This window comes from Mesorhizobium newzealandense (assembly GCF_042682145.1).
Lineage (GTDB): Bacteria > Pseudomonadota > Alphaproteobacteria > Rhizobiales > Rhizobiaceae > Mesorhizobium > Mesorhizobium newzealandense.
This window is the reverse complement of the sequence record NZ_JBHUGZ010000002.1, coordinates 35648-59377: the sequence shown is the minus strand read 5'-3', so window position 1 is coordinate 59377 and position 23730 is coordinate 35648. Positions and strand designations below refer to the sequence as shown.

Annotated in this window: 21 protein-coding genes, 1 tRNA gene and 1 pseudogene; 16 read left to right on the top strand and 7 right to left on the bottom strand. The window is 63.9% G+C overall.

What is annotated here, in order from left to right:
* Window positions 1-72 precede the first annotated feature (72 nt).
* The 6 genes from ACFSOZ_RS04380 (at window position 73) to ACFSOZ_RS04355 (ending at window position 5876) form a co-directional block, all read left to right on the top strand.
* Entirely contained in the window at window positions 73-1956 is a 1884-nt protein-coding gene (locus tag ACFSOZ_RS04380; RefSeq protein ID WP_379094017.1) for an ABC transporter ATP-binding protein, read from the top strand.
* Window positions 1953-2780, top strand: coding sequence for a 4-hydroxy-tetrahydrodipicolinate reductase (dapB, locus tag ACFSOZ_RS04375; protein WP_379094014.1), 828 nt, complete (start codon window positions 1953-1955; stop codon window positions 2778-2780). The genes ACFSOZ_RS04380 and dapB overlap by 4 nt, the downstream gene beginning before the upstream one ends.
* A gap of 86 nt (window positions 2781-2866) precedes the next feature.
* The gene (locus ACFSOZ_RS04370; protein ID WP_379094011.1) at window positions 2867-3487 is read left to right on the top strand and encodes a 2,3-bisphosphoglycerate-dependent phosphoglycerate mutase; all 621 of its coding nucleotides are present in this window, start codon (window positions 2867-2869) and stop codon (window positions 3485-3487) included.
* A 140-nt stretch (window positions 3488-3627) separates the two neighbouring features.
* Window positions 3628-3712 (top strand) — tRNA-Leu (locus ACFSOZ_RS04365).
* Between the two features lie 149 nt (window positions 3713-3861).
* On the top strand, window positions 3862-5568 hold the full coding sequence (locus ACFSOZ_RS04360) for an FAD-dependent oxidoreductase (protein ID WP_379094008.1): 1707 nt from the start codon (window positions 3862-3864) through the stop codon (window positions 5566-5568).
* Complete coding sequence (locus tag ACFSOZ_RS04355) at window positions 5568-5876, top strand: UBP-type zinc finger domain-containing protein (RefSeq protein ID WP_379094005.1); 309 nt, start codon at window positions 5568-5570, stop codon at window positions 5874-5876. The genes ACFSOZ_RS04360 and ACFSOZ_RS04355 overlap by 1 nt, the downstream gene beginning before the upstream one ends.
* A gap of 89 nt (window positions 5877-5965) precedes the next feature.
* On the opposite strand, the gene ACFSOZ_RS04350 is transcribed toward ACFSOZ_RS04355, so the two are convergent.
* The 3 genes from ACFSOZ_RS04350 to ACFSOZ_RS04340 form a co-directional block, all read right to left on the bottom strand.
* Window positions 5966-6136 carry a hypothetical protein gene (locus ACFSOZ_RS04350; protein ID WP_379094002.1) on the bottom strand — a complete coding sequence of 57 codons (171 nt, stop codon included), beginning with the start codon at window positions 6134-6136 and terminating at the stop codon, window positions 5966-5968.
* Window positions 6137-6235: 99 nt separating this feature from the next.
* Window positions 6236-6415 carry a hypothetical protein gene (locus tag ACFSOZ_RS04345; RefSeq protein WP_379093999.1) on the bottom strand — a complete coding sequence of 60 codons (180 nt, stop codon included), beginning with the start codon at window positions 6413-6415 and terminating at the stop codon, window positions 6236-6238.
* 118 nt (window positions 6416-6533) lie between these two features.
* Window positions 6534-8555: a transcriptional regulator gene (locus ACFSOZ_RS04340; protein ID WP_379093996.1), complete on the bottom strand. Its 2022-nt coding sequence runs from the start codon at window positions 8553-8555 to the stop codon at window positions 6534-6536.
* A gap of 212 nt (window positions 8556-8767) precedes the next feature.
* On the opposite strand from ACFSOZ_RS04340, the gene ACFSOZ_RS04335 reads away from it, so the two are divergent.
* From ACFSOZ_RS04335 to ACFSOZ_RS04300, 7 genes are all read left to right on the top strand, one after another.
* The gene (locus tag ACFSOZ_RS04335) at window positions 8768-9856 is read left to right on the top strand and encodes a PLP-dependent cysteine synthase family protein (protein WP_379093993.1); all 1089 of its coding nucleotides are present in this window, start codon (window positions 8768-8770) and stop codon (window positions 9854-9856) included.
* 11 nt (window positions 9857-9867) lie between these two features.
* Entirely contained in the window at window positions 9868-11355 is a 1488-nt protein-coding gene (locus ACFSOZ_RS04330) for a pyridoxal phosphate-dependent decarboxylase family protein (RefSeq protein WP_379093990.1), read from the top strand.
* A gap of 28 nt (window positions 11356-11383) precedes the next feature.
* On the top strand, window positions 11384-11761 hold the full coding sequence (locus ACFSOZ_RS04325; protein ID WP_379093987.1) for a hypothetical protein: 378 nt from the start codon (window positions 11384-11386) through the stop codon (window positions 11759-11761).
* Window positions 11762-11917: 156 nt separating this feature from the next.
* The gene (locus ACFSOZ_RS04320; protein WP_379093985.1) at window positions 11918-12289 is read left to right on the top strand and encodes a hypothetical protein; all 372 of its coding nucleotides are present in this window, start codon (window positions 11918-11920) and stop codon (window positions 12287-12289) included.
* Window positions 12290-12485: 196 nt separating this feature from the next.
* The gene (locus ACFSOZ_RS38715) at window positions 12486-13337 is read left to right on the top strand and encodes a (4Fe-4S)-binding protein (protein ID WP_465264452.1); all 852 of its coding nucleotides are present in this window, start codon (window positions 12486-12488) and stop codon (window positions 13335-13337) included.
* Window positions 13255-15297: a hydantoinase/oxoprolinase N-terminal domain-containing protein gene (locus ACFSOZ_RS04305; protein ID WP_379093982.1), complete on the top strand. Its 2043-nt coding sequence runs from the start codon at window positions 13255-13257 to the stop codon at window positions 15295-15297. Before ACFSOZ_RS38715 ends, ACFSOZ_RS04305 begins: the two co-directional genes overlap by 83 nt.
* A gap of 230 nt (window positions 15298-15527) precedes the next feature.
* A complete protein-coding gene (locus ACFSOZ_RS04300; protein ID WP_379093979.1) occupies window positions 15528-17699 on the top strand; it encodes a malate synthase G in 2172 nt (723 codons plus the stop codon).
* A gap of 84 nt (window positions 17700-17783) precedes the next feature.
* On the opposite strand, the pseudogene ACFSOZ_RS04295 reads toward ACFSOZ_RS04300, so the two are convergent.
* Window positions 17784-19369: pseudogene (locus ACFSOZ_RS04295) on the bottom strand (YifB family Mg chelatase-like AAA ATPase).
* Window positions 19370-19531: 162 nt separating this feature from the next.
* Between ACFSOZ_RS04295 and ACFSOZ_RS04290 the strand changes: the two are divergent.
* The gene (locus ACFSOZ_RS04290; protein ID WP_379093976.1) at window positions 19532-20470 is read left to right on the top strand and encodes an IS1595 family transposase; all 939 of its coding nucleotides are present in this window, start codon (window positions 19532-19534) and stop codon (window positions 20468-20470) included.
* A 179-nt stretch (window positions 20471-20649) separates the two neighbouring features.
* Here the strand turns inward: ACFSOZ_RS04290 and ACFSOZ_RS04285 are convergent, their stop codons facing one another.
* Window positions 20650-21405 carry a hypothetical protein gene (locus ACFSOZ_RS04285; protein ID WP_379093973.1) on the bottom strand — a complete coding sequence of 252 codons (756 nt, stop codon included), beginning with the start codon at window positions 21403-21405 and terminating at the stop codon, window positions 20650-20652.
* 15 nt (window positions 21406-21420) lie between these two features.
* On the opposite strand from ACFSOZ_RS04285, the gene ACFSOZ_RS04280 reads away from it, so the two are divergent.
* Together ACFSOZ_RS04280 and ACFSOZ_RS04275 are read left to right on the top strand one after the other, a co-directional pair.
* Window positions 21421-21621 (top strand): hypothetical protein, encoded by a 201-nt coding sequence (locus ACFSOZ_RS04280; RefSeq protein ID WP_379093970.1) that lies wholly within the window; start codon window positions 21421-21423, stop codon window positions 21619-21621.
* Between the two features lie 94 nt (window positions 21622-21715).
* A complete protein-coding gene (locus tag ACFSOZ_RS04275; RefSeq protein WP_379093967.1) occupies window positions 21716-22309 on the top strand; it encodes a sce7726 family protein in 594 nt (197 codons plus the stop codon).
* Here ACFSOZ_RS04275 and ACFSOZ_RS04270 read toward each other — a convergent pair.
* Together ACFSOZ_RS04270 and ACFSOZ_RS04265 are read right to left on the bottom strand one after the other, a co-directional pair.
* Complete coding sequence (locus ACFSOZ_RS04270) at window positions 22268-23269, bottom strand: beta family protein (RefSeq protein WP_379093964.1); 1002 nt, start codon at window positions 23267-23269, stop codon at window positions 22268-22270. The two genes, ACFSOZ_RS04275 and ACFSOZ_RS04270, sit on opposite strands and share 42 nt — an antisense overlap.
* 131 nt (window positions 23270-23400) lie before the next feature.
* Window positions 23401-23664 carry a hypothetical protein gene (locus tag ACFSOZ_RS04265; protein ID WP_379093961.1) on the bottom strand — a complete coding sequence of 88 codons (264 nt, stop codon included), beginning with the start codon at window positions 23662-23664 and terminating at the stop codon, window positions 23401-23403.
* Window positions 23665-23730: the final 66 nt, after the last annotated feature.

Genomic DNA, 23730 nt, shown 5'->3' with positions numbered 1-23730 from the left:
CCGGCCGCTTGGCGCTAAGAGGAGTGCCGAATTGCCCGGCCGCGGGAAGCGGAAACCTGTGAAGCGCCCGATTTGACACTTCAATCCCCTAATTCGTCTAGACCCCGTGCGGGCGAGATCGTGGCGGTCATCCGCCGCATCCTCGAGGAAAATGGCCGCGACTATCGCGGCGCGTACATTTTCACGATCCTCTGCCTGCTGACCGTGTCGGCGACGACGGCCCTCGCCGCCTGGATCATGAGCCCGGTCGTCAATCAGATCTTCTATGAACGGCGCGGCGATCTGATCCCATGGATCTGTGCCGCACTGCTCGGCGCTTTCATTCTGCGCGGCCTTGCCGGCTACGGCCAGGCGGTGACGATGGCCAGGATCGGCAATAATCTGGTGGCGCGCTATCAGCAGCGCATCTTCAACCACCTGATGAAGCTCGGCGTCAGCTTCTTCAACGACACCCGGTCCGGCCGGCTGGCGGCGCAGGTCAACGAGAACGTCAACGGCATCCGCGACCTGTTGTCGATGACGGTGACCTCGACCGCGCGCGACGCCGTCTCGCTGATCGGCCTGGTCGGCGTCATGATCTACCAGGATCCGATACTCTCCTTGAGCTCGCTGCTGATCGGACCGCCGCTGATCTGGACCGTCACCTACCTGATGCGCCGGGTGCGGCGCATCACGCGCGAATCGGTGCAGATCAACTCACGGCTGATCGGCGCCATGCAGGAGGCCACCCAGGGCATCGCCATCGTCAAGGCCTTCACCATGGAGGACGAGCTGTCGCGCCGGATCAGCAAGCTCGCCGACGATGCGGAACAGCGGTCGAACAAGATCGCCCGCGTCTCCGAGCGGCTGACGCCGATTTCCGAACTGCTGGCCGGCATCGCGTTCGCCAGCGTCATTGCCTATTCCGGCTATCGGGCCACCGTTCTCGGCCAACCGCCGGGCGCGGTCTTTTCCTTCATCACGGCGCTGACGCTGGCCTATGATCCGGCCCGCCGGCTGGCACGCATGCAGGTCGGCATGGAACGCGCGCTGGTCAATGCGCGCATGATCTACGAGCTTCTCGACATCGAGCCTCAGCAGAGCGATGTGTCTGATGCCGCCGAGGCGAAATTCACCTCCGGCGAAGTGCGTTTCAACAACGTGTCCTTCCGCTATGTCGAGGAAGCGCCGGTCCTGCAGGATTTGAGTTTCGTCGCCGCCGCCGGCAAGGTGACCGCCATCGTTGGCGCCTCGGGTGCCGGCAAGACGACGCTGGTAGCGCTGCTGCAGCGCTTCTACGACGTCGAGGCGGGCTCGATCGAGATCGACGGCCAGGACATCTCGAAGATCACCAAACAGTCGCTGCGCGGCTCCATCGCCTATGTCTCGCAGCAGCCCTATCTGTTCGAAGGCACCATCCGCGACAACATCCGCTACGGCCGGCTGGGCGCCACCGATGCCGAGATCGAGCGCGCCGCGCAACAGGCTGCGGCCGACGATTTCATCCGCCAGCAGCCGCAGGGCTATGACACGGCGGTCGGCGAGAACGGCGTCACGCTGTCAGGCGGCCAGCGCCAGCGTGTGTCGATCGCGCGTGCTATCGTGCGGCAGGCGCCGATCCTTTTGCTCGACGAGGCGACATCGGCGCTCGACAACGAGGCCGAAGCCCGTGTCCAGCAGGCGCTCACCCAGGTCATGGAAGGGCGCACCACCATCGTCATCGCGCACCGGCTATCGACGGTGGTCAATGCCGACCACATCATCGTCATGGAACAGGGCCGGCTGGTCGAAGAGGGCACGCATGCCTCGCTGATGGCCGATCCGCACAGCGTCTATGCGCGCTTCCACCGCATACAGGGCGTCAAGGGCCTGGGGCTTGTCGACGACAGCGCGCCGATCCAGACTTCGGCGCGAGGCCCGGTTCAGGGCCCAGTCCAAGGCATCGAGACGCAGAGCATCGCCGGGAGCACGACATGAGCGATACGCCCGCAACCGATATGGGCCTGGTGGTGGTGGGCGCTGCCGGCCGCATGGGCCAGACGCTGATCCGTGCCATCCACACCATTCCGGGCGCGCGGGTCATCGGCGCCGTCGAGCGTGCGGGCTCGCCCTATCTGGGCAAGGATGCCGGCGAACTCGCCGGCGTCGGCCGCATCGACGTGCCGATCGGCGACGATCCGCTGCCGGTCTTCGCCAAAGCCGACGGCGTGCTCGATTTCACCACGCCGGCCTCGAGCGTCGAATTCGCCGGCTATGCGGCGCAGGCGCGCATCGCCCATGTCATCGGCACCACGGGATGCTCGGCGGACGACAATGCGAAAATCGCGGCGGCGGCGCGCCATGCGCCGATCGTCAAGTCTGGCAATATGAGCCTCGGCGTCAATCTTCTGGCGGTGCTGGTCGAACAGGCGGCACGCGCGCTCGACGCTGACGATTTCGATATCGAGATCCTCGAAATGCACCACAAGCACAAGGTCGACGCACCGTCGGGCACGGCGCTCCTGCTCGGCGAGGCCGCCGCCGCGGGGCGCGGCATCGCGCTCGCCGGCAACGATGTGCGAGTCCGCGACGGCCACACCGGCGTACGCAAGACGGGCTCGATCGGCTTCGCCACGCTGCGCGGCGGCTCGGTGGTCGGCGACCACAGCGTGATGCTGGCCGGCACCGGCGAGCGCATCACGCTGGCTCACCATGCCGAGGACCGCGCCATCTTCGCTCGCGGCGCGGTCAAGGCCGCCCTGTGGGCGCGCGGCCGCAAGCCGGGACTGTATTCCATGCGGGACGTGCTCGGCCTCAGCTGAGCGGCCAATCCACACCTGTTTTAACGCAATTCCGGACGGAAAACCGCTTCACACTTTTCCTGGAATTGCTCTTGAAGGGAGCAAACATGTCGAGAACCCTCGTGCTCGTGCGCCACGGCCAGAGCGAATGGAACCTGAAGAACCTGTTCACCGGCTGGCGCGACGTCGACCTGACCGATCAGGGCCACGCCGAAGCCAAGGCCGCCGGCCAGAAACTCAAGGCGCGCGGGCTGAAATTCGACATTGCCTTCACCTCGGCGCTGGTCCGGGCGCAGAAGACTTGCCAGCACATTCTCGACGCCGTCGGCCAGAGCGACCTGAAAACCATCCGCGACCAGGCGCTCAACGAGCGCGACTATGGCGATCTCTCAGGCCTCAACAAGGATGACGCCCGCAAGAAGTGGGGCGAGGAGCAGGTGCATGTCTGGCGCCGCTCCTACGATGTGCCGCCGCCGGCCGGCGAAAGCCTGAAGGACACCGGCGCCCGCGTCTGGCCCTACTACCTGCATGACCTGCAGCCGCACGTGCTGCGTGGCGGCACCGTTCTGGTCGCCGCGCACGGCAACTCGCTGCGCGCGCTGATCATGGCGCTGGACGGCAAGTCGGGCGAGGAGATCGTCAAGCTGGAACTCGGCACCGGCGTGCCGGTCATCTACCAGCTCAATGCGGATTCGACGGTGGCTTCCAAGGAAGTCCTGGAGAACTGAGGGCTCCTTGAGCCGGCAAGCGAGCAATGTATTTTGGATTGAGCATGATCTTTTGCGAAAACCGGTTCCCACTTTTCGGGATCATGCTTTGAAAACCGCGTTGACACACATCGCTTGCCCGCTTACATGAGCCCGCACCAGCCCAGATGGCGGAATTGGTAGACGCGCACGGTTCAGGTCCGTGTTCCGCAAGGAGTGGAGGTTCGAGTCCTCTTCTGGGCACCAAATTCCCGTTTCGAACCATTCGATGGTTCAGAAACCCAAAAGAAAAAGCCCGGTTCGTCCGGGCTTTTTCTTTGCCGCCACCTCGCCTACCGGCTAGGCGCTGAACAAACCGCTTCAAACTCTGCAGCCGCTTCGGTAGGCTCGAAACCATGTCTCAAACCAGCAATCCGATCTTCGGCGCGCGTCGCGATCAGGCGTTTCCCACGCTGGGTGAAGTCGACATCGATCGCATGCGCCGGTTCGGCGAGGCCAGCTTCTATGCCGCCGGCGAGCACATCGTCACGGCCGGCGATGTGGCGCCCGGTTTGATCGTCGTGCTGTCGGGCAAGGTCGATATCACCCAGGATGGCGGGCTCGGCCGGCGTGAAACGATCGTCACGCATGGTCCGGGCAGCTTCGTTGGCGAACTGGCCCAGCTTTCGGCCCGCCCCTCGCTGGTCAATGCGCAGGCCGCCGAGCCGGTGGAGGCGTTCGTCATCGCGTCGCAGAGGCTGCGCGACCTGATGGTGCAGGAAGCCAATCTCGGCGAGCGCATCATGCGCGCGCTGATCCTGCGCCGTGTCGGGCTGCTGGAGAGCGCCACCAGCGGGCCGATCATCATCGGACCCTTGAACAACAGCGACGTGTTGCGGCTGCAGGGTTTCCTGGCTCGCAGCGGTCAGCCGCACCGCGTGCTTGATTCCGACAGCGATCCTTGCGCGAAGACTTTGGTCGAGCGCTTCGATGTCGATCCTCACCACCTGCCGATCGTGCTGTGTCCGAACGGGCGGCTGCTGATGAACCCCGGCGAGAAGGACCTTGCCCGCTGCATCGGCCTGCTGCGGCCGATCGATGCTTCCAGGCTGTACGACGTTGCCATCGTCGGCGCCGGGCCGGCGGGGCTGGCGGCCGCGGTCTATGCGGCGTCCGAAGGACTGTCGACGATCGTGCTCGATTGCCGGGCCTTTGGCGGACAGGCCGGTGCCTCCTCGCGCATCGAGAACTATCTCGGCTTCCCGACCGGCATTTCGGGCATGGCGCTGATGGCGCGCGCCTACAATCAGGCGCAGAAATTCGGCGTCGAAATGGTGATACCGGACGAGGCGAAGCTGCTGAGTGCCGCGACCGACGGCGCCCGTTACACGCTTGATGTCGGAGACGGCGAGACCGTGCGGACGCGCACCGTGGTGATCGCCAGCGGCGCGCGCTACCGCCGCCTCGATATCGCCAATCTGGCGCAGTTCGAGGGAACATGCGTGCATTATTGGGCCTCGCCCATCGAAGCGCGGCTTTGCGCGGGCCAGGAAGTGGCATTGGTCGGCGCCGGCAATTCGGCCGGGCAGGCGGCTGTCTACCTTGCCAGCCATGTGCGCAAGGTGGCGCTGCTGGCGCGCGGCGGCAGTCTCGATGCCAGCATGTCGCGCTATCTGGTCGAGCGCATCAAGGCGCAGCCGAACATCGAGGTGCTGACAGGAAGCGAGGTCGAGGCGCTGGAAGGCGACGAGGGCAATCTCGGCTCCGTGCGGTGGCGCAACCGTTCCAGCGGCGCGGAAACGACGCGCCCGATCCGCCATCTCTTTCTGTTCATCGGCGCCGACCCGAATACGGACTGGCTGGCGAACTGCAACGTGGCGCTGGACGCCAAGGGTTTCGTGCGCACCGGATCGGACCTAGGATCGGGGCATGGTGTGATGGAGACGAGCCGCAGCGGGGTGTTTGCCATCGGCGACGTTCGCGCCGGCTCGGTCAAGCGCGTTGCTGCGGCTGTCGGCGAAGGTGCCCAGGTGGTTGCGGCATTGCACGCCTATCTCGCGCAAGACGGCAGCCACGCCGTCGCGTCGGAACGGGTCGGGCCAGAACGAATCGGGAGAGTGTGATGGCGGATGAATGCAGACATGCGGCTGAGATCAAGGACGTGACGCCGAGCGCGCTCGGCTGCGAGGAATGCCTGAAGAGCGGCTCGGAATGGGTGCACCTGCGGCTCTGCCGCACCTGCGGCCATGTCGGCTGCTGCGACGACTCGCCCAATCGTCACGCCACCAAGCATTTTCACGCGACCCGCCATCCGATCATCGAGGGCTACGATCCGCCGGAAGGCTGGGGCTGGTGCTACATCGACGAGGTCTTTTTGGACCTCGGCGACCGCACCACGCCGCAGAACGGCCCGATCCCGCGCTTCTATTGAGGCGGCAGCCAGAGGTGCGGAAACGCCAAAGAAAAAGCCCGGTTCGCCCGGGCTTTTTCTTGTTTGATCGTCGGGTGCGGATCGCGCGATCAGTCTCGCTTCGGCGATGCCGGCGCGGGCTCCTGGTTCTCCACGCTGTTGTCGTTTACCTGGAAGGCTATTCCTTCAACCTTCTTTTTCTTCAGGTCGCCCGTCTGCGGTTGCGGTGGGCGCTTTGGATTCTGCGCGGTGTTGTTGTTCACGTCGAGGGCTCTCGTCATCATGTCCTCCATGCCTGGAAACACAATGTTCGACGGTGCGTGGGGTTCCCAGCCAGAAGAAAGCGCTCTCCCGAGAGGGCAACAGCCGACGGTTTGCGGTTATCGCACGGAGCCGGTGACGGTCGGGTCGACCGTGCCGGGAACGGATTTGCGTTCGTTGCCGGCAAGTGCGGCGATGAGCAGCAGGCTGGCGACAACCGGCACGAACAGGATGGCAATGCGGGCTTGCACGTAAAAGATGGCGCGCCATTCGTTGCGCTTTTCGGGGCTGTTGCTCATCATACTCACTTTGTCAGACCCCCCGACCGTGACATAGCCGGGAACGGTTAAGCAACTCCTTCCGACTTTGTTAACCCGGCGGAATTGAGGCGAATGTCCTGGGTAGCGATCCCCGGCGTCAGCCCAGCCCGATCCGCCTTGCGCCTTGCCGGAACAACGCCACCGCGTCCGGTTCGAAGCGGAAGGTGCCGATGAAATCGTCGACGCCATAGTTCGGCAACGTCTTGCGGATGGCGGCGGCAAAGCCGCGCGCCTCGTCGAGCCGGCCCGCCAGCGCCAGGCAGTGCGCGGCGATCGCCAGGATGATGGCGTGAGCGTTGGGCCGCGCCGCCGCCTTCAGCGCCCATTCGGCCGCTTCCTCGAACTGGCCGAGCCGGACATGCGCCATCGCCCGCGCCCCCAGCATGCCGAACAGCAGCGGGTCGAACGGGCTGAGATGGCGCGAATGGTCGGACGAGCCGATCGCCGCCTGCGGGTCGCCCGACTGCGAATGCACGAAGGACAAAGCATAGTGGCCAAGCGCGAAGTTGGGGCTGAGATCCACCGCCCGTTCCAGTTCGAGCAGCGAGCCATCCTGTTCGCCGCGCAGCCACAGCGCCCGGCCCATCGCCCAGTGGGCGGCCGGATTGTGGTCGTCGACCAGCAGGCTGTGGCCGGCGCTTTCAAAGGCCAGCCCGCTTTCCCGGTCGCGGTCGCCCCAGCGCTGGAAGGCGTTCTGCCAATGGGTGAAAGACAGGCCGGCATAGGCGCGGGCAAAGGTGGGATCGAGCTGCACGGCCATGTCGAAAAAATGCCGCGCCCGCTCGTTCTCGGCCTGGGTGAAGCGGTACATGTGCCAGAGGCCGCGATGATAGGCCTCCCAGGCGTTGAGCGAATTGGGCGCCTTGAGCATGGCGCGGTTGCGCTCGACCGTTTCGATCTCGGCCGAGATCGACGAGACGATGCTGTTGCCGATGTCGTCAAGCACGCCGAAGATGTCGTCGGGCCGGCGCTCGAACGTCTCGGCCCATACGATCCTGGCCGTGCGCACCTCGATGAGTTCGACGCTGACAATCAGGCGGCCGGGCGGGCTGCGCACCGTGCCGGTGGCGACATAGTCGACATTCAGCCGGCGGCCGGCATCCTCCGGCGCGATGTTCTTCTCGGCCAGCGCAAACACCGATCCGCGCGCGATGACGAAGAAATCCCTAAGCTTGGCGAGGCGGGTGATGATGTCGTGGGTAAAACCGTCGGCGAGCCCGCCGCGTGTGCCGGTTTCCTCGACAAACGGCATCACAGCCAGCGAAGCCTGGCTGGGCTCGACCGGGTCGGCATCGCCAGGCGCGGCGACCAACTGCGACACCGCGGACAGGCAGGTAGGCGGTGCCGGGAGCAAGATACCTGACCGTTGCTCACGCATCGCCCGCCAAGCGATTTGAACCGGGCCGAAATCGAGCTCCTCCGACTGGAACAGCCGAGCCGCCGACGCCAAATGCTCCTCGGCGGCGCCGATGGCGCCGCGCTCCGCCAGATTGGACAGCAACGCCAGATGCGCGCGCGTGTCGAATGGCGCCAGCTCGACCCATTTGTCGAGATGCGCGGACACATCCGGTGTGTCCGCCGGAGGGTTTGCGGCAAGATGTTCCAGCACGGCGGCGTGGTATGAGTGAAAGCGGCGGCGCTGGGCGACCAGCCAGCTGTTGAAATGCGGGCTGCGGTCGAGCTCCAGCCCATCGAGGAAGTCGCCGGCGAACAATTCGGCGAGTGTCCGGAGCCGCTCCGTATCGAGCGTGTCGATCCCCTGCGCGGCGGCGCGGGCGACCTCCAGCGCATCGACCAGGCAATCGCTCAGGTCGAGCGCGACCATGTCGCCTTGCGTCTCGACCCGGCGCCGGTCCGGCGCGTCGAGCGCACCGCGCAGCTTGCTGAGGCACCAGCGCAATTCGCCACGGGGGTCGTTGGGCACGTCCCACAACAGCTCGCACAGGCGACTGCGGCCGACGGCATGCGGCGCCAGCGCCAGATAGGCAAGCAGCGCGCGCAGCTTGCGTGACGCCGGCAGCGCCACCGGAACGCCGTTGCGGGAGATCGTCAGCGATCCAAGCAGGCGCACGGATAGGCCGGTCGCTTCGCCGTCCAGTCTCGATCTGGCGGATTCCACGTGCGTTTCCACGCCTGCTCCCACGCTGGCCTGTCGGCCTCTCCTATACCACCGAAGGCGACACGGCGCATCCGACGGCGATTTTCCGCGCCGGATACCGGCATTGCCACATCGTCGGCAGTCAGTCCTATCGCGGCAAGGTCTCGAAACCTCGCCGCCCAAGCCGCCGGTTTGTAACCGGCTTGTGATGGAAACGATCGAGGAGATCAAAGATGTTGCATCAGCAGAAAATCAGAACCACGGCCGGGCGCGGCCGTCTGTTCGACAGCATTCTCGACACCGTCGGTGACACGCCGGTGGTCCGCATCAACAATCTGGGGCCGGCCCATGCGACGATCTTTGTGAAGGCCGAATTCTTCAACCCCGGCGCTTCGGTGAAGGACCGGCTGGCGCTCAACATCATCGAGGAAGGCGAGCGCACTGGCGCGCTGAAGCCGGGCCAGACGGTGGTCGAGGCGACCAGCGGCAACACCGGCATCGGGCTGGCCATGGTCTGCGCGCAAAAGGGCTATCCGCTGGTCGTCACCATGGCCGACAGCTTTTCCGTCGAGCGCCGCAAGCTGATGCGCATGCTGGGCGCCAAGGTGGTGCTGACGCCGCGCGCCGAGAAGGGTTTTGGCATGTACAAGAAGGCTGTGGAGCTGGCTGAGGCCAATGGCTGGTTCCTCGCCCGCCAGTTCGAGACGGCCGCCAATGCCGCCATCCACGAAGCGACCACGGCGCGCGAGATCGTCAATGATTTCGCCGGTTCGCGGCTCGACTGCTTCGTCACTGGCTACGGCACCGGCGGCACCGTCGTTGGCGTCGCGCGTGTGCTGCGCCGCGAGCGGCCGGACACCCGCATCGTCCTGTCCGAGCCGGCCAACGCGCAGCTCATCGGCAGCGGCAAGGCGCAGCAGCGCGGAGCCGATGGCGCTCCCGCGGCCACCCACCCGGCCTTCGAGCCGCACCCGATCCAGGGCTGGACGCCGGACTTCATCCCCAACGTGCTGCAGGAGGCGATCGACGCCAGCCTCTATGACGAGGTGATGCCGGTTGCCGGGCCCGAGGGCATCAAATGGGCCAAGGCGCTGGCGCGCCAGGAAGGCATCTTCACCGGCATTTCCGGCGGCGCCACCTTCGCCGTAGCACGGCAGGTCGCCGAACGGGCGCCGGCCGGCGCGGTGATCCTGTGCATGCTGCCCGACACCGGCGAACGCTACATGTCGACGCCGCTGTTCGACGGCATCGAGGCCGAGATGGACGCCGACGAGATCGCCTTGTCGCGCTCGACGCCCGCCTGTCAGTTTCCGGCGGCTTGAAGGAGACAGTCATGGACACGGTGCAGGAAATCTTCGGCATAGTGGCCGAGGAAACGCTTGACCCCTCGGACTGGGCCGATGTGCAGGCTCTGTCGCACCGGGTCATCGATGACGCGATCGACTATCTGCAGGACGTGCGCGACCGCCCGGTCTGGCGGGAGATGCCGGCGGATGTGCGAGATGTCTTCGCGGCACCCGTGCCGCGATCGCCGGCGCCCCTTGCCGCTGTCTATGGCGAGGTCTCGCGGACCGTGATGTCCTATCCGATGGGCAACATCCATCCGCGGTTCTGGTCCTGGTACATGGGGTCAAGCAACTTCACCGGTGCACTCGGCGATTTCCTGGCGGCAATCCAGGGCTCCAACCTCGGCGGCGGCAACCATGCCGCCGGGCTGATGGACAGCCAGGTGGTCAACTGGTGCAAGCAGATGCTGGGTTTGCCCGCGTCGGCCAGCGGCACGCTGGTCAGCGGCGGCTCGATGGCCAACCTCATCGGGCTGACCGTGGCGCGCAACACCAAGGCCGGCATCGACGTGCGCGAGCACGGCGTTGCCGCCATCGAGAAGCCGTTGCGCTTCTATGGCTCGGACCAGATCCATTCCTGCCACCGCAAGGCGATGGAAGCGCTCGGCCTCGGCAACCGGGCGCTGCGCCGCATCCCGACCGATGCCGGCCTGCGCATCGACATCGCTGCCTTGCGCGCGGCGATCGCCGAGGACCGCGCGGCCGGGTTCAAGCCGGCCTGCGTCATCGGCACGGCGGGCACGGTCAACACCGGGGCGATCGATGACCTGCAGGCGCTCGCCAAGCTGGCGCATGAGGAAGACCTCTGGTTCCATGTCGACGGCTGCATCGGTGCACTGATCGCCATCGCGCCCGAAAATGCCCATCGCGTCGCCGGCATCGAATGGGCCGATTCGGTCGCGCTTGATCCGCACAAATGGCTGCACGCGCCATTCGAGGTCGGCTGCGCCCTGGTCCGGGACGCTGCCGCGCATCGCAGGACCTTCACCGTGACGCCGGAATACCTGGAATCGACACCGCGCGGTCTCGCCTCCGGCGAATGGCTGCATGACTACGGCTTGCAGACGTCGCGCGGCTTTCGCGCGCTCAAGGTGTGGATGGCGCTGAAGGAGCATGGCGCCGACAAGTTCGGCCGCCTGATCGACCAGAACATCGCGCAGGCGGGTTACCTCGCCGGCCGGATCGAGGCCGAGCCGCAGCTCGAGCTGGCCGCCTCGCCGACCATCAACATCGTCTGTTTCCGCTATCAGCCCGGTTTGGCAGGCGAGGCGCTGAAGGCGCTCAACACCGAAATCATGCTGCGGCTGCAGGAAGAGGGCATTGCCGCGCTGTCGGACACCACGGTGCATGGCCAGCACTGGCTGCGGGTGGCGATCACCAATCACCGCACCCGGCGCGAGGATCTCGACCTTCTGGTGCGTGAAACGGTGCGACTGGGACGGCAGATCGCGGCACAACGCCCTGCGTCTTCCTAGTTCCCGGCAGGCATGCGATTCTGCCGCCATGATTCGGGAGATCGAGACCGTGACGCTGGTTCGCATGGCTGCACTAGTTGCCTTGCTCTTCACCACCTCGGCCGAGGCCACGGAGATGGCCTTCTTCGTCAAGAACCTGCGCAAGGAAGCGGTGGCGGTCGAGCTGTTCAGCCGCGACCGCGAAACGGTCTGGCCGGGCAACGATCAGGTGTTCCTGATCGACCCCAGCTCGCAGAAATCGGTGCCGCTCACCTGCAACCAGGGCGAACACATCTGCTACGGCGCCTGGGTTGATGGCAACGACAGCATCTCTGCCGGCGTCGGGCCGGACAATGACCAGCCTTGCGATACCTGCTGCTTCATCTGCGTGGAACATTCGACCGAGACGATCGATCTGGTGCCCTAGGGGACGCGTCTTGCCGCCCCCCTTGGAGAAGGGAAAGAGGTACACCGATATCCCCAAAAATCAGTCCGGAATTGTTGCAATCATCCCTTTGGCGGCCACGTGCAGCATGCGATGATTGCACGGCGGCCAAGTGGGCCGCTTATTCAGGGGGTAACCATGTCTTACGCTTATGCGCGCCGTACGCTGGCCGCGCTGTCTCTCGTGATGTTGGTCGCGCCGTCAGCGCATGCCGGCGACGTCACCTTCGCCATCAAGAACAGCCATCCCAATGCCATGCGCCTCGAGCTTTACAGCCAAGACCGCGACTATGTCTGGCCGGGCAACGACCAGGATTTCTACCTCAATGACGGTGAGACCAAGTCGTTGCCGGTTTCCTGCAACGAGGGCGAGTCGATCTGCTACGGCGCCTGGGTCGATGGCGACGAAGAGACCTATTGGGGCGTCGGTCCCGGCAACAAGGAAAAATGCGACGACTGCTGCTATACCTGCAGCGGCGGCGAGACCGAGGAGATCGATCTGGTTCCCTGACCGGTTTGCCAGCTTGACGGCTTTCCGGCTGGAGCCGTAGAGCAATTCCAGGAAAAGTGTGAAACGGTTTTCCCGGGAAAAGCGCGTAGCGCTTTCCCTAAGGGAATTGCGTTAAAACATAGCCTGCACATACACCCAAAGCGCGCCGCGTCGGACTGTTCGGACGCGACGCGCTTCAGGCAACAGGAGCCCAGCCATGGCCGGCATGGTCGAAAGCGACAAGATCGACGTCGGGTTTTCCGGCAAGCGCTGCATCCATTCGCGCAACTGCGTGCTTGGCGATCCGCATGTCTTCGTGCCCAACGCGCCAGGGCAATGGATACATCCCGAGGCCGCCAGCGTCGAGAAGGTCGTCGCCATCGCCGAAAGCTGCCCCTCGGGCGCCATCACCTATATCAGGAAGGATGGCGGGCCGCAGGAACAGCCGCCGGTCGTCAACACCGTGCGGCTGCGGGAAAACGGCCCGCTGGCCGTGCATGCCGAGATCGTGCTCGACGGCGAGACTTTTTATCGCGCCACGCTCTGCCGCTGCGGCGCGTCGGAAAACAAGCCGTTCTGCGACGGCAGCCACAACAAATCAGGGTTCACCGCCACCGGCGAGCCGCCGCTGAAGGACACGCCGGCGCTGGAAGCGCGCGACGGGCCGCTCAACGTCACGCCGACGAAAAAACGGCCCGCTCAAGCTCGAGGGCAATCTGGAGATCGTCACCGGCACCGGCCACACCGTCGATCGCACGCAACGCACCTTCCTCTGCCGCTGCGGCCACTCGGCCAACAAGCCGTTTTGCGATGGGACGCACAAGAAGGTTGGGTTTATCGGATAGGTTGGGCGGCCGAGCCGCCAATCTCCCCACAAGGGGGGAGATCGAACCCATCGTGGCCTAGCGCTCGCGTCTTTATCGCCCGTCCCGTATCGGCTAAGGGGCGGGGAGCAAAAACACCTCGCCCCGCCGGATCCGCAAAGAATGACCGCCAAGACCAAGCCAAAGCCGCTGTTCCTCGGGATCGACACCGGCGGCACCTACACCGATGCCGTGCTGTGGTCTGAAACGGAAGGTAAGCAAGAGGGGCCGAATAAGGGCAAGGTGCTGGCCAAGGCCAAGGCGCTGACCACGCGGCATGATCTGGCCGTCGGCATTTCCGGCGCGGTCGATGCGGTGCTGCAGAAGGCCGGCACCGATCCGGCTGCCATCAAACTGGTCTCGATGTCGACGACGCTTGCCACCAACGCGCTGGTCGAGGGCCAGGGCGGCCGCGTGGCGCTGGTGATGATCGGCTTCTCCGAGGCCGACCTCGCTCGTGACGGGCTGAAGGCCGCCCTCGGCACCGACCCGGTGGTGTTCTGCCCCGGCGGCCACGACGTGCATGGCAATGCCGCCAAGCTCGACCTGTCCGGCCTAGAGGCAGCGCTGCCGGAACTTGGCGTCTCGGTCTCCGGCTTTGCCGTCTGCGCCTATTTCGCCACCCGCAATCCGGCGCATGAGATCACTGCCCGCGAGCTGATCCGCGAAAAGACCGGCCTGCCGGTCACATCAAGCCATGAACTGTCGGCCAAGCTTGGCGGTCCGCGACGGGCGCTCACCACGCTGCTCAACGCCAGGCTGATCTCGATGATCGACCGGCTGGTGGCGGCGACCGAGGGCTTCCTCGAAGCGCGCAACATCGCCGCACCCCTGATGGTGGTGCGCGGCGATGGCGCGCTGGTGTCGGCGGCGTTTGCCCGCCAGCGGCCGATCGAGACCATCCTGTCCGGCCCGGCCGCCAGCCTCGTCGGCGCCCGCCACATGACCGGGCTCGACAACGCCATGGTGTCCGACATCGGCGGCACCACCACCGACGTCGCCGTGCTCGACAAGGGCCGGCCGCGGCTTGATCCGGAAGGCGCCACCGTTGGCGGCTTCCGCACCATGGTCGAGGCGGTGGCCATGCGCACCTTCGGCCTTGGCGGCGATTCCGAAGTGGCGCTGGAGGATGGCTCGCTCAACCCCAAGATCCTGCTCGGGCCGCGCCGCCTGGTGCCGCTGGCGCTGGCCGGCATGGCGCATGGCGAAGCGGTGACGGCCGAGCTGGAGCGCCAGCTGCGCGCGCCCAATCCTGGCCGCATGGACGGCCGCTTCGCGGTGCGCACCGGCGTGCCGGACCGGCTCGCCGCCGGATTGACCGGCGCCGAAGCCCGGCTTTACGAGGCGATTGGTGCCGTGCCGCTCGCCGTCGACAGGCTTTTGACCTCGAACGCGCAGAACGCGACGCTGAACCGGCTGGTGTCGCGCGGGCTGGTGCATGTCGCCGGCTTCACGCCGTCCGACGCTGCCCATGTGCTGGGCAAGCAGGCGAACTGGGATACGGTCGCCGCTCGGCTGGGCGCCGAACTCTTCGCGCGCAAGCGCGACGGCCGCGGCCAGCCGATTGCTGCGTCGCCTGAAGTGATTTCGGAGCGGGTGCTGGTGACGCTGACACGCTGGTCGGCCGAATACATCCTCGAAACCGCTTTTGCCGAGGACGGCCTCGACGGTGCGTCGACGGTGGCGCATGCGCTTGTGCAGCGCGCCGTCGATGCGCATCCCGGCATTGCCCGGCTGAGCGTCGCGCTCGACCGCCCGGTCATCGGCCTTGGCGCCTCGGCGCCGCTGCACTATGCCGGCCTGCCTCCCTTGATCGGCAATGAATGCGTGGTGCCGGAAGATACCGATGTCGCCAACGCGCTCGGCGCCGTCGTCGGCCAGGTGCGGGTTTCGGCCGAAGCACGGGTCAGCCAGCCCACGGAAGGGCTGTTTCGTCTTGCCTCGGGTGAAACCGTGCGCGATTTCCTCGACGAGGCGGCGGCGATCGCGGCCGCCGAGGCCGATGTCCGCGCCATCGTCGCCGAGCGCGCCAGGGATGCCGGCACCGACAGCGCCGAGATCGAGGTCGCGACCGAATTGCGCGTCTCCACCGTCGAGGCCCAGCGCATGTTCATCGAGGCGCATGTGGTGGCGGTGGCCTCGGGAAGGCCGAGGATTGCCGTGTAGAGTCAGGTGAGGCCGGCCTGCAAATGGCGGCTTCCTGCGCTTCCGGTGCTCACGTACCCAAAAGTACGCTCCGCTCCGGTTCTCGGAATCCGCCATTTTCGACTCGGCCTGACCTGTATCCCGTACGCCGTGTGAAGCGATGCAAATACACCCCCTTCACCCTAAGCTGAATTGACCCGGCAAACCTGACATGCCAAAGGCCCGCAAAGCCTTTCATCTGGAGAAGCCTGATGACCGATCGCATCGAGATCGCCGGATTGCGGATTGCCCGCGAGCTTCATGAGTTCGTGGCCAAGGAAGCGTTGCCCGGCACCGGCATCGAAGCGGCGGACTTCTGGAACGGCTTCTCGGCCATCGTCCACGACCTCGGCACCAAGAACCGGGCGCTGCTGGCGAAACGCGACGCCATGCAGGAAAAGCTCGACGGCTGGTATCGCGACCACGGCGCTCCCGTCGACATGGAGGCTTACAAAGCCTTCCTCAAGGAAATCGGCTACCTTGTTCCCGAGGCCCCCGCCTTCAGCGTCTCGACCGATAATGTCGATCCGGAAATCGCGGTCGTCGCCGGGCCGCAGCTGGTGGTGCCGGTGATGAATGCGCGTTACGCGCTCAATGCCGCCAATGCGCGCTGGGGTTCGCTCTATGACGCGCTCTATGGCACCGACGCCATTCCCGAGACGGACGGCGCCGAAAAAGGCAAAAGCTTCAACCCGGTGCGAGGCGCCAAGGTCGTTGCCTGGACGAAGACTTTTCTCGATGAGGCTGCCCCGCTCACCCTCGGCAAATGGGCAGGGGTGAACGGCCTGTCGCTGGCCAACGGCGCCTTGCGGCTGAGTGCCGGCGCGGGTTCGACCACGCTGGCCAACCCGAAACAATTCGTCGGCTACCGCGGCGATGCAGCCAATCCCGATGCCGTTCTGCTTGTCAGGAACGGCCTGCACATCGAGATCGTGATCGACCGCAACAACCAGATCGGCCGCACCGATCCGGCGGGCATCGCCGATGTCATCCTGGAATCGGCACTGACCACCATCCAGGACTGCGAGGATTCGGTCGCGGCGGTCGATGCCGAAGACAAGGTCGTGATCTACCGCAATTGGCTCGGCCTGATGACGGGCGACCTGGCGGAAGAGATCAGCAAGGGTGGCAAGAGCTTTGTCCGCAAGCTCAATCCCGACCGCGCCTACACCACGCCGGCCGGCGGCACGCTGACGGTGCCTGGCCGGTCGCTGATGCTGGTCAGGAATGTCGGCCACCTGATGACCAATCCGGCGATCCTTGACCGCGACGGCAACGAAGTGCCGGAAGGCATCATGGATGCGGCGATGACGGCGCTGATCGCGCTGCACGATGTCGGGCCGAGCGGCCGCCGTGCCAATTCCCGCGCCGGCTCGATGTATGTCGTGAAACCCAAGATGCACGGGCCGGAGGAAGTCGCCTTCGCCGTCGAGATCTTCGACCGTGTCGAAGCCCTGCTCGGCATGGCCAGGAACACCATCAAGATGGGCATCATGGACGAGGAGCGGCGCACCACCGTCAACCTCAAGGAGGCGATCCGCGCTGCCCGGGAACGCGTCGTGTTCATCAACACCGGCTTCCTCGACCGCACCGGCGACGAGATCCACACCTCGATGGAAGCCGGCCCGATGATCCGCAAGGGCGACATGAAGCAGGCCGCCTGGATCTCCGCCTACGAGGCCTGGAATGTCGACACCGGGCTGGAGTGCGGGCTGGCCGGCCATGCCCAGATCGGCAAGGGCATGTGGGCGATGCCCGATCTGATGGCGGCAATGCTCACCGAGAAGATCGCCCATCCCAGGGCCGGCGCCAACACCGCCTGGGTGCCGTCGCCGACGGCGGCGACGCTGCATGCCACGCACTACCACAAGGTCGACGTCCATGCCGTGCAGGCGGCGCTGAAAAGCCGGCCGAAAGCGAAACTCGACGACATATTGTCGGTGCCGGTCGCGGTGCGGCCGAACTGGACTCCCGACGAGATCCAGCGCGAGCTCGACAACAACGCGCAGGGCATTCTGGGCTATGTCGTGCGCTGGATCGACCAGGGCGTCGGCTGTTCGAAAGTCCCCGACATCAACGATGTCGGCCTGATGGAGGACCGCGCCACGCTGCGCATCTCCTCGCAGCACATCGCCAACTGGCTGCACCACGACGTCTGCTCGCGCATCCAGGTGATGGATTCCCTGCGGCGCATGGCGGCCATCGTCGACCTGCAGAATGTCGGCGACGCGCTCTACCACCCGATGGCCGCCGACTTCGACCGCTCCATCGCCTTCCAGGCCGCCTGCGACCTGGTCTTCAAGGGCCGTATCCAGCCCAACGGCTACACCGAGCCAGTGCTGCACGCACGGCGCCTGGAGCTGAAGGCGCACACCTCGGCCTGAGCCTAGGGCTCGGAAAGCGCGATAGGAGCCAAGGCACGGGTGCCGCCGCCTGCGGTCCCCCGCCTTTGAAGCAGGAGGGGGACGTCAAGCCGCCTGCGCGACGCGCTCCGAGCTCATGCGGTAGGAGATTGCTTCCGCCAGATGGATGCGCCCGACGGTTTCGCTGGCATCGAGATCGGCCAGTGTTCTCGCCACCTTCAGCACGCGATGATAGGCGCGGGCGGAAAAGGCAAGCTTTTCGCTGGCGTCCTTGAGCAGCGACAGGCCGGCGGCGTCGGGCATGGCGATTTCCTCGATGACCGACGGCGCGCAATGCGCGTTGGTGGTGGCTCGGGCGCCGAGCCGTTCGAAACGCTCGCGCTGGATGGTGCGGGCTCGCGCCACACGCAGCGCCACGGCAGCACTTTTCTCCGCCCGGTCCGGCCGGATCAGGTCGCTGGCCGAGACCGCCGGCACCTCTATCCGGAGGTCAATGCGGTCGAGCAGCGGGCCCGAGATGCGCGCCTGGTAGTCGGTGCGGCAGCGCTCGCCGCGCAGGCAGCGGTATCCCGGCTCGCCGGCCATGCCGCAGCGGCACGGGTTCATCGCCGCGACCAGCTGGATGCGCGCTGGATAGGTGACGCGATGGTTGGCGCGCGCGATCATGCAGTCGCCGGTCTCCAGCGGTTGGCGTAGCGCGTCGAGCGTCTGCGGCGTGAACTCCGGTATTATGGAGCAAACTCACTTTGGTGAGTTTGCTCCATAATACCGGTGAACTCGGGAAACTCGTCGAGGAACAGCACGCCGTGATGGGCAAGCGACACTTCGCCCGGCCGTGCGCGCAGGCCGCCGCCGACCATCGCCGCCATCGAGGCAGAATGGTGCGGGGCGCGGAACGGCCGCCGATCGGTCAGCTTGCCTTCACCGAGTTCTCCCGCCACCGAGGCGATCATCGAGACTTCGAGCAATTCCTTCGGCGCCAGCGGCGGCAGGATCGACGGCAACCGCTGCGCCAGCATCGACTTGCCCGATCCAGGCGGCCCGACCATCAGTAGGTTGTGTCCACCGGCCGCCGCCACTTCCAGCGCCCGCTTGGCGGTCTCCTGGCCCTTGATGTCGGCCAGGTCGGGCAGGTCGCGCGCCGAGGCGTGGATGCCGGCTTCCGGGCGCGACAGCACCTGCGTGCCGCGAAAATGATTGGCAATCGCAATCAGGCTGCGCGGCGCCAGAATGTCGAAATCGGCGCCGGCCCAGGCCGCTTCCGGCCCGCAGGCGAACGGGCAGATCAGGCCCTTGCCTTCGGCGTTGGCGCCGATCGCCGCCGGCAAGGCACCGGCGACCGCGGCAATCGTGCCGTCGAGCGACAATTCGCCAAGCACGACATAGCTGGCCAGCATGTCGCCCGGAATGGCGCCCAGGGCCGCCATCAGGCCAAGCGCGATCGGCAAATCGTAGTGGCTGCCTTCCTTGGGCAGGTCGGCGGGCGCCAGATTGACCGTGACCTTCTTCGACGGCATCGACAGGCCGGAGGCATGCAGTGCCGCCTGCACCCGTTCGCGGCTTTCTGCCACCGCCTTGTCGGCCAGGCCGACGATGTGCATGTTGACCTTGCCGGGTGCGATCATCACCTGCACGTCGACCGGCACGGCCTCGATGCCCTGGAAAGCGACCGTGCGAACCCGCGCCACCATCATGCACCCCCGGATATGGGCTAGCCCCAGCCCGTGCGAGGCCGTCATTGGCCCTCGGGGAGACAATCACAGTTCCCCGGTCAAAGGCGATTATATATTTGACAGACCCATTCCGTAAGGGTAAGGTTTTGGAACGTTAGAAGCCCGTTCCGAGAACAAGCCATGTCCGTCCTGTCCCGCCCCTACTTCCACGATGAAGCCGCCGCTTTCGAACACGTCGAGGGTATGCTGTGGCCGCAGGGTCCGGTCTGCCATCATTGCGGCTCCATGGAAAAGCACTACGCATTGAAGGGCGGCCGCACCAAGCCTTCGAAGAAGAACCCGCACGGCTTGGAAATCCACGGCCTCTACAAGTGCAGCGATTGCCGCAAGAAGTTCACCGTTCGCATGGGTACGGTTTTCGAGGAGTCCAAGCTTCCGCTGCACATTTGGCTTCAGGCTTTGCATGCCATGTGCGCTAGCAAGAAGGGCGTTTCAGCCCACCAGCTGCATCGCGCTCTGGAAATCACCTACAAAACCGCTTGGTTTCTCTGCCATCGCATCCGCGAAATGATGCGCTCGGATGACTTCACGCCCATGGGTGGCGCTGGCAAGTTCGTTGAAGTTGACGAAACCTACATTGGCCGTTTGAAGGACGTTCCGAAGGCTCCTAGCGGCGCTCACAAGAACGTTGTGCTGACCTTGGTAGAGCGCGGCGGTGCTGCCCGCTCGTTCCATATCGACAGCGCCACGGTTGCCCGCGTGCTGCCCATCGTGAACGCCAACATTCACAAGGAAAGCGTCCTCATGTCGGACGAGGCTCGCGTGTACCAGAACTTCGGCCCCGACTTCGCCGCTCATGGCACGGTCGAGCATAGCGCTGGCGAATACGTTCGCGGCAAGGTCCACACCAACACCGTGGAAGGCTTCTACAGCGTGTTCAAGCGCGGCATGAAGGGCGTTTACCAGCATTGCGCCGAACACCATCTGCACCGCTATCTGGCAGAGTTCGACTTCCGCTACTCGAACCGGGTTGCGCTTGGCATTGACGACAACGTTCGTTCGCTCATCGCCCTGAAGGGCGCCAAGGGCAAGCGCCTGACCTACCGTCAATCTGCTTGACGCCAAGAAGGAACATTACCGAAAACCGGTGCAGTTGAAGCTGCCATTGTGGAAGGGAGAACCGTTTCGGAAGCGGAATAAACGTTGATTCTTAAGGCAGAATCCCTTATATATATGGAACCCTGCGGGTTCGAAGTCTCACCAGCTTGGTGTGCCAGCATCGTCTGGATGGCTAACGCCTAGGCCCGCAGGCCCTTCCCTTTAAACTCCCAAACGACGAAGTTTTTCATCGCCCTAGGCGTACTTTCCAATAGATTATCGACGGGGCATTCCCGCTTGAAGTGCTGCGCTACCAAGTCCTTCGGTGACCCTGCGGTTGCACCTTTACGTCGGTTCCAATGGGCACCAAGCGCCCCGATCAGAAGGTCAGCAAACTGCATAGGCAGGCTGCGCTTTACCTCCAAGTTTTTGACAACCACATACGGTACGAAAATGCGCCCGAATTTGAGGGCAAATGTCTTGCTGTTTAGCATCTCGCGGAGGTTCGCTATTGGGTAGGGAGAATCCCTGTTCCCATGGAAGCATCTGATTTTTGTGCAGCCCGGATACCGTTTGTGGATGGCCAAGAGCGATTGAAATAGCATCTTGTCGAAGCTGACTTCCTTGTCACCCTCGTTGTAGGTCATGTGGTCGAACTTCCACATGTCCACGACCAGCGCGTGGAAATCGACAAGCTGCTCCCCATTTAGGTAGAAGAACTCGTCTATCAGATCCTCAAAAATCTGATGGTTGCGTTTTGTGATATCCTTCCACTGAAGGCGCCCGTGGAATGGCATGCGGGCCTGGTATCGAGTGAGAATCGAAAATAGCTCGGGAACGAACGCCGTCCCGCAGGTAATACCGCCAATAGTCATGTACCGTGCAGTCAGATCGGTCTCGTCGGTGAAGCACGAGTAATCACCAAGCCCGACCCCCGCCAAGGAGTTTGATAACAACACAGGAACTCTGGAATGTCCGAATCGAAGAACAAACAATATGGAGCAAATGTGCCTGATTCTTCAAAAAAAGCGGAGTCCCAAGTAGAGAAGTTCCGCGAACTGGCGCGCAAGATCGGCACCATCGATTCTGAAGAGCCGCTGAATGCAGCACTTAGGAAGGTGGTGAAGACGACGACGCCTCAGCAGGAAAACAAAAAAAAGAAAGAGGAATAGCACCATTTGCAACCTGCGATTCTTGACCACATGGTTAAACTTCGTTAACGTCTTAGACGTTACGCTGCAGAAACGAAGCAGCGGTGGATAGTAAATGCGCGATAGCGACGTCCGGACTGCCGTAAAGGCGCACCTGATCCGCCTTCATGAAGGCGACGATGACACTCGCGTTGTCGAGGAGATGGGTGTTTGGTCCGGGTCTGTTCGTATCGATATCGCCGTCATTAACGGCGACCTCACCGGATTCGAACTGAAATCTGACCGGGACACCCTCCAGCGCCTTCCCGTGCAGGCGGATATTTACAGCCGCGTTTTCGACCACGTTACGCTGGTTGTCGGGGAGCGCCATGCAGAAAAAGCGACTGATCTGATCCCCAATTGGTGGGGGGTGATGTCCGCGAGAGAAACCCCATCCGGGGTAGATCTCACGAACATCAAATGCGGTACACGCAATCCCTCGCCTGACCCGTACTTGGTTGCCGATCTTCTTTGGAAAGAGGAAGCCATCGCAATCCTTGATGCTCGCGGCCTAGCGCGGGGATGGCGGGGAAAGCCAGCCAAGGCGGTCCACCAGCGGCTGGCTTCCGAATTGTCCTTCTCGGAACTGAGTGCTGAAGTTAGGCGTGTTTTGAAATCTAGAAGCTGGCTACGGCAATCTGGCAGCCGTGAGAGACAAATGCCGGTTTAAAAGAAGCGCTGCCCATTGGGCTCGCCCACCGGTCCCACCCGGCCCGTTAGCATAGTGCTGGATACGTCCATCACCCCAGCATCCAGCAACCCCTCCGAAGGCTACATCGGCCATCAACGCCTTTGCATGGCCGCGATACTGAGCTCCCATGTCTATGCCGTTGGGACCTGAGACGGGCGATCCTTTGTAAATTATCCAATTGTTATCAACCGCGTATCGAACGCTGACCGTCGCGTTGCCCATTACAAACCCGGGCACTTCGTCAAGGGATGGATGGACGTGACCGCAGTCAGAATAATCGATGTCAAATGGCACGGCCAAACGTGCCTGGTCCCACATCCGCCAGTCGCGCCGTGGGACGTCGTTGCGTCCAGCTTTTAATGGGCCATGGTCTTTCGGTGCACTCCATGAATGAACAGCGACGGAGCGCCACGGATGGCCGGGCTTCAACGTTGCGTTGATGGTGTGAGAGACATACGGGGCCATCGCTGCCGGGTCATGCTCCGCAACCCCGCCGACATCGATGAGCAAATCAATATTGTTCGGGTTCCACCCCTCGACTGCCGTCACCCATCCAAGAGCGAGAGGCAGATCCGCCAAAGGTACGTTTAGCACGAACCCGTGACCATACAGGCCGACCAGCGCAAGAGCGGCTGAGTTATAGGCCGGGTCCCCCCTAATCCAAAGTACCGGGATCACGGGAACGCCGTTAGCACCAAGACCCTTAAATAACCCGTTGTAGGCGGCAGGGCCGCCTGTCCCGAGAAAGTTGTAACTTCCGTCGATTGCCATGGGAAATCCATTGCAATTCGCGATCATTTTTTTCTGGAAAGTAACTGGTATTTGCCCCGTAAGCCTGATCAGAGGAAATGTTCTGGCGCGTGCTGCTGCGGTTAAGTTTCCAAGCGCGTCTGCTTCGCCCGCTTTAGTGCGAACGACAGGAATGTATCGTATTGGCATTTTATCCCCCAAGCCATTATTTGGAGAGGGATAACATTGTTACAATGCTGGCGGAAGGGGCTTCTCTACGGGAGCGCGAACAGGCCGCGAGTTGCTACCTCGTTCATCCGGTGGAACGGGACAGGGCCGCGCTATCTGTCCAACTTGGCTGTTGCGAGCGCTTTCCCGAAAGCTTTGATCGCTTCCCTTGGCGCGGCTTCCATCATGGCCTTGGCCAATTCAACGAATTTGTCGGGCATTATTTCTAATTCAAAATGGGTGCGGCCTTTCCCAACGGGCCGCTGGAAATAGACATTCACACCGCCTAATTCGGCTCCATAGATACCTGGCTCCTCCCCCTTCCACTCAGTCCGATAGTCGCTTGTATCTGAACGACGGGTAATCCTAATGCCCATTTTTGCACCCTCAACATGAGGATCAGACGGTATCACCATAGGTCCAACCCGTCACCGGGTCTGTCA